We start from the raw sequence: 17768 nt of genomic DNA, 5'->3' as shown, positions 1-17768 counted from the left end.
TGTTTGATATAAATCAAAAACAGTGCTGAATAAAAAAACTTAGTGCTTAATAAAATGCCCAAGCAAGCTACCGTCATAGATACCTTGTTTAATCGCCGCCGCTGCAACTACTGGTGTATTCCATTCATAGCGTCCGGTAATTACTTCAACATGAGGGTAATCTGCGCCTAAATTTGCTTTGAGCGTTTGATTCACACGAGGAAGAAAAACTTCTTTTGCACTTAAAAAACTCGAACTTAACATGATTTTCTCAGAATCAAAAATATTGATAAGATTCATTAAAATATATGCCAGACTATCTGCAACATAATGCAGAATTTGTTGAGCTTGTGGATTCTGCGCATTCGCTTTCTGACATAAAAATTCAATTTCACTTTGTGCTAAGGTCGCTTCTGGGAAATAATGCGTAATTAAAGGGTAAATGGCTTTATGGGTAACTTGATGTTGGAGTTGATAGCGTTCAAGATCCGCTAAATGCGGGCTAATCAGGTCTTGTAAAGGGCTTATCTTCGGTACAATCATTTTATTGATATGACTTCTGACTTGATGCTGATGAGTTAAGAGCTTGCCTTTAGACAATACACTAAAATTAATCACATCATCCAACTGTAGGAATAACACATTATCGCAATTAATCACACTTCCTAATGTTGATTCTGCCATTAACCAAGTTTGGAAATATTCCGTCACTAATACAGGCACTTTAAAATACGGTTTAAATAGGCTTTCTAAATCAAGATCAAGGTTGACATCGCCTAACTTTATCAATCGATTTTTACTATCAAGCTCGCCACCAACCGCAATGGAAAAAGTAATTAAATGATTTAGTTCATGTTGGGTTTCAAAAAGAAATTGTTGTAAATATTGGACTAATACCTGATCTAAGTGCACTAAATCGGAGGTGGTTAAAGGATAGCTTTTACTTTTTATTTCACCGCCATCTAATTCACTTAGAATCAGTTCAAAACGGTTTTCAACCAAGGTTGCACATAAAGATTGCCAATAAAAAGGTGAAACACATAATCCAATGGCAGGACGCCCACGACTTTCTGTATTTTGAACGGCACGCTCGACAATCAATTTTTCTTTGATTAATTCGCGTGTCAATGCCGTAATGGTCGCTGGTGCTAAACGTGAAAGTTTTGATAAGTCTATACGAGAAATTTCTTCAAATTGTTCAACTAAACGATAAATTTTACCAAGCTGTGTCAAACGTAATGGTAATTTATCCTCTTTTCTAATTTTTGGCATAACTGTAATACTCAATATATCAATGATGTAACATCACGTTGTTATTTCAAACAATTCACAACGCCTACTCTTTCGTTCGTATTGCGTATTAACGCAGCATATTCTACTCACATAGAAAATGGTCGATTTGTACTTATAACCAGTTACATTAATAAAAACAAGCACTTTAATTCAATTATGGGGTCTATTTCACAAAAACAAAAAATTTAATAGATTTTGTGAATTCGACTAAGTTGAGGTAAACTATGTCGGTTTATTTCTCCACAAAAAATTTGTTGAAAATTGAGGTTTTATATGACTAAAGTCGCATCTATTGTAGATGTTTTACAAGGCAAAATTGCCATTGGTGAAACCGTCACTGTCCGTGGCTGGATTCGTACTCGCCGTGACTCAAAAGCAGGTCTTTCTTTTTTGGCCATTTATGATGGTTCTTGCTTTGATCCTATCCAAGCAATTGTCAATAATGATATTGAAAATTACGAAACAGAAGTGTTGCGTTTAACAACCGGCTGTTCTGTTATTGTAACAGGTACTGTTGTAGAATCCCCTGCTGAAGGTCAAGCTGTTGAATTACAAGCAGAAAAAGTCGAGGTCGCAGGTTGGGTTGAGGACCCAGAAACATATCCAATGGCGGCAAAACGTCACTCAATTGAATATTTACGTGAAGTGGCTCATTTACGCCCTCGTACCAATATTATTGGCGCAGTCGCACGTGTTCGTCACTGCTTAGCACAAGCCATCCACCGTTTTTTCCATGAACAAGGTTTCTATTGGGTAGCGACGCCATTAATTACCGCATCAGATACAGAAGGGGCAGGCGAAATGTTCCGTGTGTCCACTCTCGACTTAGAAAATCTGCCACGTGATGACAAAGGTGCGGTCGATTTTTCACAAGATTTCTTTGGAAAAGAATCTTTCTTAACCGTATCCGGGCAATTAAATGGTGAAACCTATGCCTGTGCTTTAAGTAAAATTTATACTTTTGGTCCAACATTCCGTGCAGAAAATTCCAATACAACACGCCACTTAGCTGAATTCTGGATGGTTGAACCAGAAATTGCCTTTGCGACTCTGGCCGATAACGCGAAATTAGCCGAGGATATGTTAAAGTATGTATTCCGTGCAGTACTTGAAGAACGCAAAGATGACTTAAAATTCTTTGAAAAACATGTCGATAACGACGTTATTAGCCGTTTAGAAAATTTCATCAATTCAGATTTCGCGCAAATTGACTATACTGATGCAATTGAGGTGTTATTACAATCAGGTAAGAAATTTGAATTCCCAGTTTCTTGGGGGATCGACTTATCCTCTGAACATGAACGTTATTTAGCGGAAGAACACTTTAAATCGCCAGTTGTGGTTAAAAACTATCCGAAAGACATCAAGGCTTTCTATATGCGCTTAAATGATGACGGAAAAACTGTCGCAGCAATGGATGTGTTAGCACCGGGTATTGGTGAAATTATCGGCGGTTCACAACGTGAAGAACGTTTAGACGTGCTGGATAAACGAATGATCGAAATGGGACTCAACCCAGAAGATTACTGGTGGTATCGCGATTTACGCCGTTATGGCACCGTACCACACGCTGGTTTTGGTTTAGGTTTTGAACGTTTAATCGTGTATGTTACTGGCGTACAAAATATTCGTGATGTGATCCCATTCCCACGTTCACCGCGTAATGCAAACTTCTAAACAAACTTAACACTGCTAATTCCCCTTATATTATTAAGGGGAATTTTTTAGGTCACCTGAATGGCTCGCTTACGTAAAAACTGTATTTTATCGCTGCTTTATACCGCACTTTTACTTGCCTGCGTGGTGACCATTGTTCGCCTTTTACCTTACTCCCCATTAAAAGATCATTTCCCCTATTCCAGCGCAGTTTATGACGAGCAACAAAATTTGTTACGCCTCACCACCGCCAAAGATGAGAAATACCGTCTATGGACACCTCTCCATGATATCTCCCCGAAACTTGTTGATGCGGTGCTTTTTCAGGAAGATGAATGGTTTTATTGGCATTTTGGTGTTAATCCTTACGGGCTATTGCGTGGGGCTTGGCAAACCTACATTTTAGGCAACTCACCACAAGGTGGATCAACGATTACTATGCAACTGGCTCGTGTCTTATGGGCTATTGACAGCCGAAGTCTATTAGGCAAAACAGAACAAATCTTACGCGCAATCCAACTGGAAATACGTTACTCAAAAAAAGAGATTTTAGAGGCTTATTTGAATTTTGCCCCTTATGGCAGAAATATTGAAGGGGCGGGAACCGCCAGTTTAATCTACTTTAATAAAGCCAATCATAAGATGAATTTGGCTGAAGCGCTTACCTTAGCGATTTTACCAAAGAATCCGAACAGCTATATTCGTCAAAACAATCAACAGCTGAATTCTGCTTTATTCAAGGCACGTAACCAACTTTACCAACGTTGGATAGCACAATACCCTGCTGATCAACAATGGCAAACAGATTTTCAACTCAATTATCCACTGCGACCACTCGAAAAACTACCGTTTTTTGCACCGCATTTTGTTGATCAATTACTACAACAATATCCTGAACAAACGCATATTGTCAGTACGCTCAATAGCTCCCAACAGCGATTAATTGAGCGTATTACACGCCGCTATTTATCCCAGCAATACACTAAAGGAATAGAAAATGTCGCAGTACTATTAGTGGATAATCGCGATATGGCAGTAAAAGCCTTGATCGGTTCGGGTAACTATTTTAATCCAGCTATTTCGGGACAAATTAATGGTACTTTAGCTAACCGCTCTTATGGTTCAACGTTAAAACCTTTTATTTACGCATTGGCGTTTGATCAAGGTTTAGCCCACGGCAAAACCGTTTTAAAAGATTTGCCAACGACCTTTGGTGATTACCAGCCCGAAAATTACGAAGGCAATTTTTTAGGTCCCGTCAGTGTTACTCAGGCGTTATTACAAAGCCGCAATATTCCTGCTATTGATCTTGCCAAACAACTTAACCCCGATCTTTACGACTTTCTCCAACAAGCAGATATCAAACTACCCAAAAGTAAAAGCTATTATGGCTTATCTCTAGTATTAGGCGGTGCTGAATTAAATCTACAACAGTTAGCCAGTTTATATGCGATGTTAGCCAATCAAGGGAGATGGCAACCGTTGAAATTCAACCAACGAGATAGTCTTCCTGCGCCTAAAACCTTATTAAGTCAAGAAAGTGCGGTCATGATTCATGATATTTTGCGGCAAAATTTTCGCACCGATGTGCAAAATAAATCGATTAAGACTGCATTACCGCTCTATTGGAAGACCGGCACGTCAAATGGGCTACGCGATGCGTGGACGGCGGGTTATTTTGGACACTATACTCTTGTGGTTTGGTTTGGTAATTTTAACAATAAAAATAACCCACATTTTATTGGGCGTGCTTTGGCTGCCCCTTTGTTCTTACAACTGGCAGACAGTCTGATTGCTAGTGAGCCCCAAATGCGTGACATTGTCACTGAAAATATCAATCAACTCAATTTAAAACATGTCCTCGTTTGTCAGGCGGACGGAAATCTACCGAATGCCTATTGTCAACAACAAGTCAACACCCTGTTTATTCCCGGAAAATCACCGATTACCATCAGCCAGCTTTATCAGCCTTTTACGGTACTCAAAAATAGCGACATGTTGGCATGTTCAACACATGATAAAGCCGAAACGGAACAAAAAATTTATGAAATGTGGTCAAGTGATTTTCAACAGATTTTTGCGCAAGCTGGCGTCATGAAAAGAATGCCGATCATAAATACGGCTTGCCCTTATGAACAACAACACCAAGCCTTACAAAATCTACACCATAATAATCCGCAAATCGTTTCGCCATTAGCACAACGTCATTATTATATTGAACATGACAACCCAAAAAGCCCTTTACTTCTGTCAGCTATTGCCGCGGGTGAAGTCAAAAAATTATACTGGTTTGTCAATAATAGTTTTATTGGTGAAGCCTTGCCGCAGCAACCTCTTTTTTGGCAACCTAGGTCAGCAGGCTATTATACGATCTCGGTGACAGATGATTACGGCAGAAGCACAAGCCTTTCCATTAATGTGCTACTGAAAGGATTTTAAAAAGCCCCAGCGCATTTACTTGCTATGGGGCTTTTAGCTAGAACTTTAATTAAAATGCTCTAATCCATATTGATACAGCGCATTTTTCTTATAACCATAGATTTCCGCCACAATGGCAGCCGCCTTTTTTAATGGAAGCGATTGGCTTATTAATTCAAGTGCTTTGAGGGCTTGGGGATTTATCTCATCAGTCTCCTGTTTGACTTTCCCTTCAATAATTAACACCATTTCTCCTTTAGTGCGATTCGGATCTTCTCCTAACCATTGGCGTAAATTTGCCACATTGTCCCCTACGATCGTTTCCCAGGTTTTGGTAATTTCCCGCGCCAATACCACATAGCGTTCTGCTCCCAACGTTTTTTCGATATCCGCTAAGGTATCCAAAATGCGATGGGTTGATTCATAAAAAATCAGCGTACGCTCTTCTTCAGCGAGATTTTGCAATTTATCGCAACGTGCCTTGCTTTTCGCCGGTAAAAATCCTTCAAAACAAAAACGATCGGATGCAATACCTGAAGCGCAAAGTGCGGTAATCGCAGCACAAGCACCCGGTATCGGCACCACTTTAATGCCAGCTTGGCGACATTGACGTACTAAATGAAAACCGGGATCACTAATCAGTGGCGTCCCCGCATCAGAAATCAAGGCAATATGTTGCCCCTGCTGTAATTTCTCTACTAAGAGGTGTGCTTTTTGTTGTTCATTATGATCATGTAAAGCAAAAAAAGGCTTCTTAATACCATAATGGCTTAATAGTAAACCACTATGACGCGTATCTTCCGCCGCAATCAGATCAACCTGTTCAAAAATCGCTAAAGCCCTTTGTGTAATATCTTGTAAATTCCCAATCGGCGTGGCGACAATATATAAAATTCCTGTTAAATTGTTCATTTCATACTTCTTTTTATTTGCTTTTAGTTAATGAGATAAGTAAGATCGTTCTATTGTTGTTAACAAACGGAGTAATCATGACTATTCTATTACAACACACTCATTTAAAAAATCGATTAATGCCTTTTTTGTTGGCACTTTTTCTTGCCGGCTGTACGACTTTCTTAGGTGGTGGCTCAGCAAGTCTCTTGCAGAGTGATGCCAATGCGAATTCTGACTTTTATATGAATAAAGTCTATCAAGCACAAAATCTCGAAGAACAGCATACTTATAAATTGCTTGCCGCACGTGTACTTGTCACAGAAAACAAAATTCCTCAGGCTCAAGCATTACTCAATGAATTAACAACATTAACTGACGAACAAGTATTAGATAAATCAATTATTGAAGCACATATCGCCGCAGTTAAACAACAAAATACCGTGGCAGATACACAGCTTAAACACATTAATCTCGCTCAATTAAGCCGTTCACAATTAGCACGTTATTATGATGTGGCAGCACGTATCGCAGAAAATCGCTATGATGCGATTGAAGCGGTAAAAGCTCGAATTCAAATCGACCAGCTTTTATCAGATGTTTCTCGTAAACAAGCCAATATCGACCGCACTTGGTCGCTCCTTCGTAATGCTAACCGTGGTGTGATTAATAACACTGTAGCCGAAGGGAACATTGCATTGGGTGGCTGGTTAGCCTTAACTCGTGCTTATAACCAAAATTTAAGCAATCCTGCACAATTAAGCCAAGCAATTCAGCAATGGAAAACCGCTTATCCGACACACCCAGCGGCTTACTTATTCCCAACAGAACTACAAGGTCTGTTTAATTTCCAACAAACACAATTTTCACAAGTCGCGTTATTGTTACCACTTAGCGGCAATGCTCAAGTCATCGGAAATACCATTAAAGCAGGTTTTGATGCAGCAAAAGACAATAGCGCGACGCAAGTTCAAGTATTTGACACCGCTGCGACCCCGGTTGATGTGATTTTCGATCAAGTTAAACAAGCGGGGATTCGAACAGTCGTTGGTCCATTGCTAAAACAGAATGTGGATATGCTCTTGAATAACGCACAGCTAGTACAAGGCTTAGATGTGTTAACACTAAACTCTACCTCAAATGAACGCGCAATCGGGCAATTATGTTACTACGGACTTTCACCTGAAGACGAAGCCGAGTCAGCAGCGAACAAAATGTGGAAAGATGGGATTAGAACACCTTCTGTTTTTGTACCACAAAATGATTTAGGTCGTCGTACAGCTTCTGCGTTTAATGTGCGTTGGCAACAATTAGCTGCAACGGATGCCAATATTCGTTTCTATAACTTACCGGCTGATATTACTTATACCTTAGACGATCAAAATACCTCTGGCGTCTATATTGTTGCCATGAGTGATCAATTAGCTGAAATTAAAACAACCATTGATAACAGCGGTCGTACAACGAAACTTTATGCCAGTTCGCGCAGTAATTCCGCTAACAATGCGCCAGAATATCGTTTATTAATGGAAGGTTTACAATTTAGTGATATTCCTTTCTTTAAAGATGTTACATCTAACCAATATAAGAAAATTGAAAAATTAACCAAAGGTGATTTTTCACTGATGCGCCTCTATGCAATGGGCGCTGACGCTTGGTTGCTTATTAATCATTTTAATGAGTTACGCCAAGTACCAGGTTATAACATTGATGGTTTGACCGGTAAACTAAGTGCGGGCGCAAACTGTAATATTGAGCGTGACATGACCTGGTTCCAATACCAAAGTGGTGGCATTATCTCCTTGAACTAAGATGTTCTCATTAAAGCGTCAACAAGGGGCGAGATTTGAATACCAAGCTCGCCTCTTTTTAGAATCAAAAGGACTACAATTTGTAGCCGCCAATCAATCCTTTTCCTGTGGCGAATTAGATCTGATTATGCGAGATCAAGACACGCTCGTTTTTGTTGAGGTGCGACAACGAAAAAATGCGGTTTTTGGTTCAGCAGTGGAAAGTGTTGATTGGGAAAAACAAAAAAAGTGGCTGAATGCAGCAAGTTTATGGCTTGCACAGCAAAATCGTAGCTTGGAAGACACTGACTGCCGGTTTGACTTAATTGCTTTCGGTAAAACCACACAAGACCTTGAATGGATTATAAATTTTCTTGATTAATTATGTTAGATAAACTCAAAGACTTATACACTGAAAGTATTCAAACACAGATTTCCGCCTCCAGTTTATTACCCGATACCATCATGCAAGCCACACAAATGATTGTGGATTGTTTGTTAAGAGGGAATAAAATTATTGCCTGCGGAAACGGACGTTCTTATATTAATGCCCAACTGTTTGTCGCAAACTTATTAAATCGCTATGAGTTAGCCAGACCTAGTTTCCCTTCTGTTTTACTCAGTTTAGATAGTGCCATTAACGCCGCAATGGCGCTTGATAATAATACAGAAACCTTATTTCAACGCCAATTTAATGCAGTGGCTCAACAAGGGGATATTCTTATTGCTTTTTCTCCTTTGCCTCATAATGATGAAATTGTCATTAATGCAATTAACAGTGCGGTAAACAAAGGCATTATTGTAATTGTCTTAACGAGTGCCTCAAATGATCATATTCAAGGTTTTTTGACCGAACACGATCTCGAAATCGCGATTCCCGCAATCAAAGAAAGCCGAGTGATTGAAGGACATTGTTTTATTGCTAATGCAATTTGTGAACTGGTCGATCACGCTCTGTTTTCACATTCATAACTTGACAAGAATCAGGATTTCAACAACACTAACTCGCATGACAAATACAAAAGGAGATCCCTTATGCAAATCAACATGTTAAAAAAATACACTTTTATTTTAGCGACTGCTCTCCTACTGCAAGGTTGTGTGGCCGCAACCATTGCTGGCACGGCAGCCGTGGCAACCAAAGTTGCTACTGACCCAAGAACTGTTGGCACACAAGTTGATGATGAAACTTTAGAAGAAAAAGTGCGTTTTGCCATTCGTAAAGATGCGCAAGTTAAATCGGAAGCGCGTATTAATATTATTTCTTATAGCGGTCGTGTTTTATTAATTGGTCAAGCCCCAAACGCGAATGTTGCTGAAGTCGCTACCAGCTTGGCGAAAGGTGTAGAAGGTGTAAACGAAGTATATAATCAAGTTCGTATCCAGCCACAAATTAGCTTCGGTCAAATTGCAAAAGACGGAGTAACCACCACCGAAATTAAATCTAAAATGCTCGTGGATTCTCGCGTCAAATCTACTGATATTAAAGTGATTACGGAAAATGCCGAAGTTTTTTTAATGGGTAACGTCACTCAAGCACAAGCGGATGCCGCAGCGGATATTGCACGCAATGTGTCAGGTGTTAACAAAGTCATCAAAGTCTTTAATTACTTAAATTAAGCCAATAAAAAAGTGCGGTGAAAATTCACTTTATTTTCACCGCACTTTTATTTTGTCTTATTATTGCTGTTTTGTACTCAAATAACGCTCTACTGTATCCACAATCGCTTGCGTTTGTGGATCAATCTCAATATTCACTTTATCCCCCACTTCACGCGTGCCAATCAAGGTACGATTCAACGTTTCAGGAATCAAATTAACGCAAAATGTTTGTCCTTTCACTTCACCAATGGTTAAGCTAATTCCATCAATCGCAATAAAGCCTTTAGGTAAAATATATTTCATGGTTGCCATATCCGGTAATTCGAACCAAATCTGGCGATTATTTTCTGAACTGAAAATCTGCTTCACACTCGCCGTACAATACACATGCCCCGATAAAATATGCCCACCAATTTCACTGCCCATTTGCATCGCACGTTCAATATTCACCAAATCACCCGGCTGTAACTCGCCTAAATTTGTAATACGTAATGTTTCTGCCATTAAATCAAAACTAACACAATCTTGATTAATCTCTGTTACCGTCAAACATACGCCATTATTCGCAACTGAAGCACCAATTTCTAATCCTTTCAGCATTTCTTGTGGCATTTTCACGATCTGTGTTCTAAAATTAGCTTTGTCTTGAATAGAAACAATTTTTGCAGTTCCTTGAACAATACCTGTAAACATAGTCATCTCTCTTTAAAACTCAATATTCTATTATTATAACAAACTCGGAATTTTTATGAAATTTATAGATTTTAGTGCTTATAAAGTGGAAGCAAAAAAATTATTGCTTATTGCCCTCCCGATCTTACTGGCACAAATTGCCCAAAACTCAATGGGGTTAGTTGATACCATCATGTCTGGACGCGTCAGTTCGGCAGATATGGCAGCGATTTCAGTGGGCGCATCCATTTGGTTCCCCTTAGTGCTGTTTGGTCACGGACTTCTACTAGCGCTCCCACCAACGATCTCCTATCTCAATGGCTCAGGCAAACGCGATCAAATTGCCCATCAAGTACGACAAGGTATTTGGATTATTTTATTTAGTTGCCTACCTTTAGGTATTCTCATTTATTATAGCAACCTCGTTTTTGACTATATGCAAGTGGAAGATCATCTCAAAGAGATCACTATTGGCTATTTACATGCAATGATTTGGGGCTTGCCCGCTTATTTACTGATGATTAATTTTCGTTGCTTAAATGATGGTATTGCGAAAACCAAACCAGCTATGGTGATCACGTTTTTAGGCTTAGGTTTAAATATTCCACTCAATTATATTTTTATTTATGGAAAACTTGGTATCCCCGCCTTTGGTGCGGTTGGATGTGGTATTGCGACCGCCATTGTGAACTGGTTTATGTGTATTTTGATGATCGCCTATTGTAAAAATGCACGTAATCAACGTGACCTTAAAGTCTTTGCCAAAATCCTAGAAAAACCTAATTTTACTACCTTAAAAAAACTCCTCAACTTAGGTTTCCCGATTGCTGTCGCCTTATTCTGCGAAGTGGCACTGTTCGCCCTTACCGCCTTGCTATTATCCCCATTAGGTACGGATATCGTTGCAAGCCATCAAATTGCATTGAATACCAGCTCCTTCTTGTTTATGCTTCCTATGTCATTAGGTATGGCAGCAACCATTCTAGTAGGACAGCGTTTAGGTGAAGGCGCAGCCGATAAGGCGAAACAGGTATCCTACTCCGCCTTAATTGTCGGCTTACTGATTGCGGTCATCACGGCGACATTAACGGTCATCTTCCGTGTTGAGATTGCTGAAATTTTTGTCAAAGATCGAGATGTGATTGCGATGGCTGGCACACTCCTTTTAATTGCTGCCCTTTATCAATTCTCTGATACCGTTCAAGTCGTAGCCGGCGGTGCATTACGTGGCTATAAAGATACAAAAGCTATCTTATACATTACACTCTTTTGTTATTGGGTAGTGGGTATGCCAATGGGCTATACCTTAGCTCGTACAGATCTGTTGATGCCTGCTCTAGGGGCGGAAGGTTTTTGGATTGGCTTTGTTGTCAGCCTAACTATTGCCGCTACGCTGTTGATGATCAGAATGCGCAAAATCCAAGCTCAACCAGATGCCATTTTATTTGCTAAACTTGAGAAATTAAAATAATGTCGAAGATCATTCATGTTGGTATTGCAGGTTTTGGTATGTCAGCCAAAACCTTCCATACTCCTTTTTTACATCAAGATCCCCGTTTCTGTATCCATAAAGTCTTTGAGCGACAAAGTGACAAAGCCAAATCAATTTATCCATACATCACGACTGTTCGCGATTTTACACAGTTATTAGAAGAGGATATTGATTTAGTTCTTATCACTACACCTAACCAAACCCATTATGACCTCGCTAAAAAAGCCATATTAGCAGGGAAACATGTTATTGTTGAAAAGCCACTTGCTATCACCGCGCAACAAGCTGAGGAATTAGACGTTTTAGCACAAAAACATCACGTCATGTTATCGGTGTATCAAAATCGTCGTTGGGATAGCGGTGCCTTAACGGTGAAAAAACTCATCGCAGAAAACACGCTGGGTGAAATTGTCGAATATGAAATTCGCTATGAACGCTATAGTCCAAGCAAAAACAAAAAGGCATGGAAGGAAACAGGCGAATTAGGAACAGGATTAGTTTATGATTTAGGCGTACATTTGATTGATGAAGTTCTTGATCTCTTTGGTATGCCCAAGGCACTTTTCGCAGATGTCACCAAACAAAATCCAGAAAGTGGTAGCGATGACAGTTTTCGTATTACTTTTTATTATGCTGATCATAAAAAAGTGACGTTGTCATCAACGAAATATGCCAGAGAACCAGCACCTCATATTATTTTACAAGGTAAACTGGGCTCATACATCAAACCTAAATTAGATAATCAAGAAGCACTACTCATGTCGGGTGTACAGCCAAAAAGAGATTGGAATAAAGAATCAGAACAAGATTGGGGCATTTTACATACTGAAATAGACGGTCTTATTGTACGTCAAAAACTTGAGCCTATCTCTGGTAATTATCAAGCGTACTATGACAATATTTATGCGGTTCTTACTAAAAATGCCCCACTTCTAGTGACCGCAAAACAAGCCACAACAGTACTCAAACTTATCGAAAAAGTATATGAAAGTGCCGCGCTTGGGCAAAAAATATCTGCTGAATAGGTTGTTTTATTAACATTAAAATAGCCTATTTTCTTATCGTTACACTTTATTTAAAAAATAAAAACGGTGATAAACATTAGCTTATCACCGTTTTGTTTTAAGAATACTGTTTATTCTACAACTAGTGTACGGCAAGTATTTGTACCACTTGCTAACAATTCATCACCTTGAGTTAAAAGAACTAAATCACCCGATACTAAGAAACCTTTCTCTTTTAACAAACGAATCGCTGCAGCTGCACCTTTTGAATTACGGCTGACTTCATCAAAATGAACAGGTGTAACACCACGGTATAATGCACAAAGATTTAATGCATCTTGGTTACGAGATAAGGCAAAAATCGGTAAACCAGAACTAATACGTGACATTAATAACGCGGTACGTCCAGTATGTGTCATTGCAATAATTGCAGCAACACCTTTCATGTGGTTTGCAGCATACATTGCAGACATTGCAACGGATTCTTCGATAGAATCAAAAGTGATATCCATACGGTGACGAGAAACATTGATGCTTGGCATTTTTTCAGCACCTAAACACACTTTTGCCATGGTAGCCACTGTTTCTGCTGGATATTGCCCTGCCGCTGTTTCTGCAGAAAGCATCACGGCGTCTGTACCATCTAATACGGCATTCGCTACGTCCATCACTTCCGCACGAGTCGGCATTGGATTGCTAATCATAGATTCCATCATTTGTGTTGCTGTAATAACAACACGGTTTAATTGGCGTGCGCGACGGATTAATTTTTTCTGTACACCCACTAATTCAGGGTCACCAATTTCAACCCCTAAGTCACCACGTGCTACCATGATGACATCTGATGCTAAAATAATGTCATCCATTGCTTCAGTGGTTGCAACAGTTTCTGCACGTTCTACTTTTGCCACGATTTTTGCTTTTAAGCCTGCGGCTTCAGCTAACTCACGCGCATAGTTTAAATCTGCACTTGAACGAGGGAAAGAAACCGCTAAATAATCTACACCGATTTTTGCTGCCAATAAAATATCATTTTTATCTTTTTCAGTTAATGCATCAGCAGATAAACCTCCGCCTAACTTGTTAATACCTTTATTGTTCGATAATGGACCACCAACAGTGACTTCAGTAAAAACTTTATTACCTTCTGTAGATAAGACTTTTAATTGAACACGACCATCATCTAACAATAAAATATCGCCTGGCACAACGTCTTGTGGTAATGTTTTGTAGTCTAAACCAACACCTTCTTGCGTACCTTCACCTTTTGGTAAATCGGCATCAAGCACAAATTTATCACCAATATTTAAGAAAATTTTACCATCTTTGAAAGTTGAGACACGGATTTTAGGGCCTTGTAAATCACCTAAAATAGCAACGGTTTTTCCAAGTTTTTTTGCCACTTCACGTACTTTCTCCGCGCGACCGATATGATCTTCTGGTGTGCCATGAGAAAAGTTCATACGAACAACATTCGCGCCAGCCATGATAATTTTTTCAAGATTATTCCCACGCTCTGTTGACGGTCCCATTGTACATACAATCTTCGTTCTTCTTAGTCTTCTAGACATTACCTACTCCGTAAATGATATAAGTTATAAAATAGTGATCTTAGCTTTCTTACATAATTCAAGCTTGAAAGAAAAAACTGTGCCTTATTATACGCCTAAAATAAAATTAGATCGAGATCACAATTTCGAAAATTCCCTATTTTAGTTAAGGAAAAATGGTTACTTTTTTGGCAGTTAAAAAAGGAAAGAGAAAAAGTACTTGTGTTATGTTTTGAAAGCTTATATGATAGCCCCGCATTTCAGGATGCGACTATAGCTCAGTTGGTTAGAGCACCACCTTGACATGGTGGGGGTCACTGGTTCGAGTCCAGCTAGTCGCACCATCTCACTTTCCAAACCTATCCAAAACAGTCCAAAATCCCCAATAAAATCAATAAGAAAGCCATAAATCACAGACAAGTCTTTCCAAAACATTCTAATACTATCCAACAATTTTAGTATTATATTTGGTATTACATTTTTAAAAATTTGGTATTACTCTGCCCTAAAAATTGGATTTTTGAAATGTAATACTAAAAATTTTAGAAAACGTAATACTAAAAGAGTATAAGACTTACTCTTAGGAAAACATTGATCAGCAAACGGATAAACAAGTAGTAGAATTAAAGCGATGAGCTGGGACTACGAATCTGTTTTAACCATTGCGGCATACTACAAAGAGAAAGGTATCAAAGTATTTAAACATTTTGTCATGGACATAATAAAGAAAAAGCCTCTTACTAAAAAGTAAGAGGCTTATTTATACGCTGATATAAAACTTAGATTGCTTTTACATCAATCGCTGAAGGTCCACGTTGTGAATCTTGAACGCTGTATTCTACGCGGTCACCTTCATTTAATGTTCTGTAGTTAGAACCGATGATACCTGAAAAATGAACGAAAAGATCTTTACCGCCGTCTGCTGGCGTGATGAAACCAAAACCTTTGTCAGAGTTGAACCATTTTACTGTACCGTTTAATTTAGACATGTTGTCTTCCTTCTATTGATAAAATTTAAAATTATGCTTGAAACAAGCGTAGTGCTAATAACTGTTACTTAAATAAAGATGAGTAAGAGTGCTTTTCAAGTAACAAATATAACGCTTGTAAATGAGGAAGAACTGTACTAACTAACTTATATAAAGACGGGTCTAGCAGGTACGCATTAGAACACTTAAACAGAGAGAAAGCAAACGATATTTACGATTATTTTTATTTAAAGGTAAAAAGTGTTTATTGTGTGTAGAATATAACCAAAATTGGGGTTTGCAATGGATTTACTTTTCTCTTATCCTACTATTTGAGTCAACTATTAAAATAAAATTAAGGGTAAATTATGCAAAATGAACTCATTTGTTATAAAAGAATGCCAATTTGGACAGCCTCCAGTTTGCCGCAAATGTTTCAAGAAAAACATAATACGAAAATTGGGACATGGGGAAAATTAAGCGTACTAAAAGGGAAACTCAAATTCTACGAATTGACGGAAACGGGAGAAACAATCCAAGAACATATTTTTACACCAGAAACGGCTATTCCTCTTGTTGAACCGCAGGCTTGGCATAAAGTAGAAGCCATGTCAGAAGATCTAGAATGCGTTCTTGAATTTCATTGTAAGAAAAAAGACTACTTTCATAAAAAATACAATATGACCCCAACGCATTCGGAAGTGAAAAGTGCGGTGGAAATATTGTCACCTTGTAAAGTATTAGACTTGGGCTGCGGTCAAGGACGTAATTCACTCTTCTTAAGCCTGTTAGGTTACAATGTCACAGCTTGGGATCACAACGAGAACAGTATCAAATTTTTACAAGATACTGCCGAAAAAGAAAATCTTACTATTCAGACCGCACTTTATGACATCAATAGTGCAAAGATCAGCGAAAATTATGATTTTATTTTGTCCACTGTCGTCTTTATGTTTCTCAAGCCACAATGCATCTCACAGATTATTGAAAACATGCAAACGCATACTAATGTGGGAGGCTATAATTTAATTGTTGCGGCGATGTCAACGGAAGAAGTCCCTTGTCCTGTCCCCTTTTCTTTTACTTTTAAAGAAAATGAATTAAAAACCTATTATCAAGATTGGGAATTGGTTAAATACAACGAAGAAATGGGCGAATTACATAAAACCGATGAAAATGGTAATCGAATTAAAATGAAATTTGTCACCATGCTCGCTAAGAAAAAATAATACAACAACGCCCTGTTATCAGAGCGTTTTAGTTGTTTTAATCACCTAATTTACTCATTGGAAAATCTAAAATTTCTGCTAAGTTCAGTATGCTTTCTACATCTGTCTTTAGACAAGGTAAAAAGCAATAACTCTCCAAACGCGTTTCAATATCTAATAAACTATAATTTGATTCGGCTTCAACCTTTCTGGCAATATCATTAGGCTGTAAGCCATCTTCTTCATCGAGTTCAAAAGGTTGCTCTAGATATTTAGCAAGATAATCAAACAACGCATCATAGTCCATTTGCCAATGATCTTCATAAGTAGAAGTTAAAAACTCACACAACAGAAAACGGTAATTTAAGAAAGCGGGTTTCACTGTGCCATAAAAACCTTCATCTTTGACTTGTTGGATTAATTGTTTTTGTTTCTGTTGTATTTCTAACCAACGTGCTTTAAAGCCTTCTATATTCTGAATTTGTGTTAATTGGCAGAACTGCGTTAAATACGGTGAATAGGTTTCTAATGTTTTTTGTTGGTAAGTTGTATCCGATAAAGCGAAGCCAGTCACGTCAATAGACAGCGTTTGGCATATCTGCCCAATAGCACGTTCTAATAGTGACCAATACGTTTTATCTAATTGTTCTTCACTCTCGATGTCTAAGAGACATGCACACTTCATTTCTTTAAAAATGCTACCAAATGTATTTGGTACCACTAAAATTTTAAAACGTTGCTCCCCTTCTCTATCTGTATAAGGCAAACAAAAGAAAGTGACCTGCTCATATTTCGCTTTTTTCGCTTTCAAATGTGCCTGAACTGGTGTAATACCAAAACTTATCATGATAAAACAATAACTATTACCATCGACTAATTCCTCTTTCGGAATAGGCTCAATATTCGCTTTCCATAATAATTCTGCCAATACATCATAATGATCTGCATAACCGGCATCTGCTAAAGTCGCCACAATCAGCTCTTTTTCGTCATCATCAACATCGACAAAATGTCCGGGATAATAATAGTAATCAACTAAAATATCTGTTTTAAATAGATTATTGGATATCTCGACACTATCACTTTCATTGTCTAAATATTCTTCAATTTTGACTAAAGCATTTAAGATATGGTCATACATAATTTACTCTCATCTAAAAATCACATTTATCAATGTAGCACAATTTATCAGCATATTAGTCATGGATAAATTAATAAAAAACTGACCGCACTTTATCTTGAAAG

Annotated in this window: 15 protein-coding genes and 1 tRNA gene; 10 read left to right on the top strand and 6 right to left on the bottom strand. The window is 38.4% G+C overall.

The window, feature by feature from the left end; translation table 11 throughout:
* Positions 1-39: 39 nt before the first annotated feature.
* Positions 40-1251: an ROK family protein gene (locus KPF51_RS04045; RefSeq protein WP_061406105.1), complete on the bottom strand. Its 1212-nt coding sequence runs from the start codon at positions 1249-1251 to the stop codon at positions 40-42.
* A gap of 294 nt (positions 1252-1545) precedes the next feature.
* Between KPF51_RS04045 and asnS the strand changes: the two genes are divergently transcribed.
* Together asnS and pbpC are read left to right on the top strand one after the other, a co-directional pair.
* A complete protein-coding gene (gene asnS, locus KPF51_RS04040) occupies positions 1546-2949 on the top strand; it encodes an asparagine--tRNA ligase (protein WP_005726506.1) in 1404 nt (467 codons plus the stop codon).
* Positions 2950-3009: 60 nt separating this feature from the next.
* Complete coding sequence (pbpC, locus tag KPF51_RS04035; protein WP_005726508.1) at positions 3010-5367, top strand: penicillin-binding protein 1C; 2358 nt, start codon at positions 3010-3012, stop codon at positions 5365-5367.
* Positions 5368-5412: 45 nt separating this feature from the next.
* Here pbpC and rsmI read toward each other — a convergent pair whose 3' ends face one another.
* Positions 5413-6258 carry a 16S rRNA (cytidine(1402)-2'-O)-methyltransferase gene (gene rsmI, locus KPF51_RS04030; protein ID WP_005726511.1) on the bottom strand — a complete coding sequence of 282 codons (846 nt, stop codon included), beginning with the start codon at positions 6256-6258 and terminating at the stop codon, positions 5413-5415.
* A gap of 77 nt (positions 6259-6335) precedes the next feature.
* Between rsmI and KPF51_RS04025 the strand changes: the two genes are divergently transcribed.
* From KPF51_RS04025 to dolP, 4 genes are all read left to right on the top strand, one after another.
* Positions 6336-8048, top strand: a complete 1713-nt coding sequence (locus KPF51_RS04025) for a penicillin-binding protein activator (RefSeq protein ID WP_005726514.1) — start codon at positions 6336-6338, stop codon at positions 8046-8048.
* A gap of 1 nt (position 8049) precedes the next feature.
* Positions 8050-8409: a YraN family protein gene (locus KPF51_RS04020; protein ID WP_005726515.1), complete on the top strand. Its 360-nt coding sequence runs from the start codon at positions 8050-8052 to the stop codon at positions 8407-8409.
* Positions 8410-8411: 2 nt separating this feature from the next.
* Positions 8412-8999 (top strand): SIS domain-containing protein, encoded by a 588-nt coding sequence (locus tag KPF51_RS04015; protein ID WP_005726516.1) that lies wholly within the window; start codon positions 8412-8414, stop codon positions 8997-8999.
* Positions 9000-9062: 63 nt separating this feature from the next.
* Positions 9063-9647, top strand: a complete 585-nt coding sequence (dolP, locus tag KPF51_RS04010) for a division/outer membrane stress-associated lipid-binding lipoprotein (protein WP_005726517.1) — start codon at positions 9063-9065, stop codon at positions 9645-9647.
* A 60-nt stretch (positions 9648-9707) separates the two neighbouring features.
* Here dolP and KPF51_RS04005 read toward each other — a convergent pair whose 3' ends face one another.
* Positions 9708-10322: a riboflavin synthase gene (locus KPF51_RS04005; RefSeq protein WP_005716032.1), complete on the bottom strand. Its 615-nt coding sequence runs from the start codon at positions 10320-10322 to the stop codon at positions 9708-9710.
* A gap of 55 nt (positions 10323-10377) precedes the next feature.
* On the opposite strand from KPF51_RS04005, the gene KPF51_RS04000 reads away from it, so the two are divergent.
* Together KPF51_RS04000 and KPF51_RS03995 are read left to right on the top strand one after the other, a co-directional pair.
* A complete protein-coding gene (locus KPF51_RS04000; RefSeq protein ID WP_005726519.1) occupies positions 10378-11772 on the top strand; it encodes an MATE family efflux transporter in 1395 nt (464 codons plus the stop codon).
* Positions 11772-12818, top strand: a complete 1047-nt coding sequence (locus tag KPF51_RS03995) for a Gfo/Idh/MocA family oxidoreductase (protein WP_061406107.1) — start codon at positions 11772-11774, stop codon at positions 12816-12818. The genes KPF51_RS04000 and KPF51_RS03995 overlap by 1 nt, the downstream gene beginning before the upstream one ends.
* A gap of 110 nt (positions 12819-12928) precedes the next feature.
* Here KPF51_RS03995 and pyk read toward each other — a convergent pair whose 3' ends face one another.
* Complete coding sequence (gene pyk / locus KPF51_RS03990; RefSeq protein WP_005726521.1) at positions 12929-14368, bottom strand: pyruvate kinase; 1440 nt, start codon at positions 14366-14368, stop codon at positions 12929-12931.
* A gap of 246 nt (positions 14369-14614) precedes the next feature.
* On the opposite strand from pyk, the gene KPF51_RS03985 reads away from it, so the two are divergent.
* Positions 14615-14691: transfer RNA gene (locus KPF51_RS03985), tRNA-Val, on the top strand.
* 435 nt (positions 14692-15126) lie between these two features.
* On the opposite strand, the gene KPF51_RS03980 is transcribed toward KPF51_RS03985, so the two are convergent.
* Positions 15127-15336, bottom strand: coding sequence for a cold-shock protein (locus KPF51_RS03980; RefSeq protein ID WP_005716039.1), 210 nt, complete (start codon positions 15334-15336; stop codon positions 15127-15129).
* Positions 15337-15683: 347 nt separating this feature from the next.
* On the opposite strand from KPF51_RS03980, the gene tehB reads away from it, so the two are divergent.
* Entirely contained in the window at positions 15684-16544 is an 861-nt protein-coding gene (tehB, locus tag KPF51_RS03975; protein WP_005726523.1) for an SAM-dependent methyltransferase TehB, read from the top strand.
* A gap of 37 nt (positions 16545-16581) precedes the next feature.
* Here tehB and KPF51_RS03970 read toward each other — a convergent pair whose 3' ends face one another.
* The gene (locus tag KPF51_RS03970; RefSeq protein ID WP_005726524.1) at positions 16582-17664 is read right to left on the bottom strand and encodes a hypothetical protein; all 1083 of its coding nucleotides are present in this window, start codon (positions 17662-17664) and stop codon (positions 16582-16584) included.
* Positions 17665-17768 lie beyond the last annotated feature (104 nt).

It is taken from the genome of Pasteurella sp. XG20, assembly GCF_018968665.1.
GTDB lineage: Bacteria > Pseudomonadota > Gammaproteobacteria > Enterobacterales > Pasteurellaceae > Pasteurella > Pasteurella multocida.
Note: the sequence above shows the minus strand (reverse complement) of the source record. Positions and strands in the feature narration are given on the sequence as shown.

Excerpts from the sequence above, each read along its gene's own strand:
- pbpC (WP_005726508.1), top strand. The coding sequence starts at position 3,010 with ATGGCTCGCTTACGTAAAAACTGTATTTTATCGCTGCTTTATACCGCA.
- KPF51_RS04045 (WP_061406105.1), bottom strand. The coding sequence starts at position 1,251 with ATGCCAAAAATTAGAAAAGAGGATAAATTACCATTACGTTTGACACAG.
- KPF51_RS04015 (WP_005726516.1), top strand. The coding sequence starts at position 8,412 with ATGTTAGATAAACTCAAAGACTTATACACTGAAAGTATTCAAACACAG.
- tehB (WP_005726523.1), top strand. The coding sequence starts at position 15,684 with ATGCAAAATGAACTCATTTGTTATAAAAGAATGCCAATTTGGACAGCC.
- KPF51_RS03970 (WP_005726524.1), bottom strand. The coding sequence starts at position 17,664 with ATGTATGACCATATCTTAAATGCTTTAGTCAAAATTGAAGAATATTTA.
- KPF51_RS04000 (WP_005726519.1), top strand. The coding sequence starts at position 10,378 with ATGAAATTTATAGATTTTAGTGCTTATAAAGTGGAAGCAAAAAAATTA.
- pyk (WP_005726521.1), bottom strand. The coding sequence starts at position 14,368 with ATGTCTAGAAGACTAAGAAGAACGAAGATTGTATGTACAATGGGACCG.
- KPF51_RS03980 (WP_005716039.1), bottom strand. The coding sequence starts at position 15,336 with ATGTCTAAATTAAACGGTACAGTAAAATGGTTCAACTCTGACAAAGGT.
- rsmI (WP_005726511.1), bottom strand. The coding sequence starts at position 6,258 with ATGAACAATTTAACAGGAATTTTATATATTGTCGCCACGCCGATTGGG.
- KPF51_RS04020 (WP_005726515.1), top strand. The coding sequence starts at position 8,050 with ATGTTCTCATTAAAGCGTCAACAAGGGGCGAGATTTGAATACCAAGCT.
- KPF51_RS04005 (WP_005716032.1), bottom strand. The coding sequence starts at position 10,322 with ATGTTTACAGGTATTGTTCAAGGAACTGCAAAAATTGTTTCTATTCAA.
- asnS (WP_005726506.1), top strand. The coding sequence starts at position 1,546 with ATGACTAAAGTCGCATCTATTGTAGATGTTTTACAAGGCAAAATTGCC.
- KPF51_RS04025 (WP_005726514.1), top strand. The coding sequence starts at position 6,336 with ATGACTATTCTATTACAACACACTCATTTAAAAAATCGATTAATGCCT.
- dolP (WP_005726517.1), top strand. The coding sequence starts at position 9,063 with ATGCAAATCAACATGTTAAAAAAATACACTTTTATTTTAGCGACTGCT.
- KPF51_RS03995 (WP_061406107.1), top strand. The coding sequence starts at position 11,772 with ATGTCGAAGATCATTCATGTTGGTATTGCAGGTTTTGGTATGTCAGCC.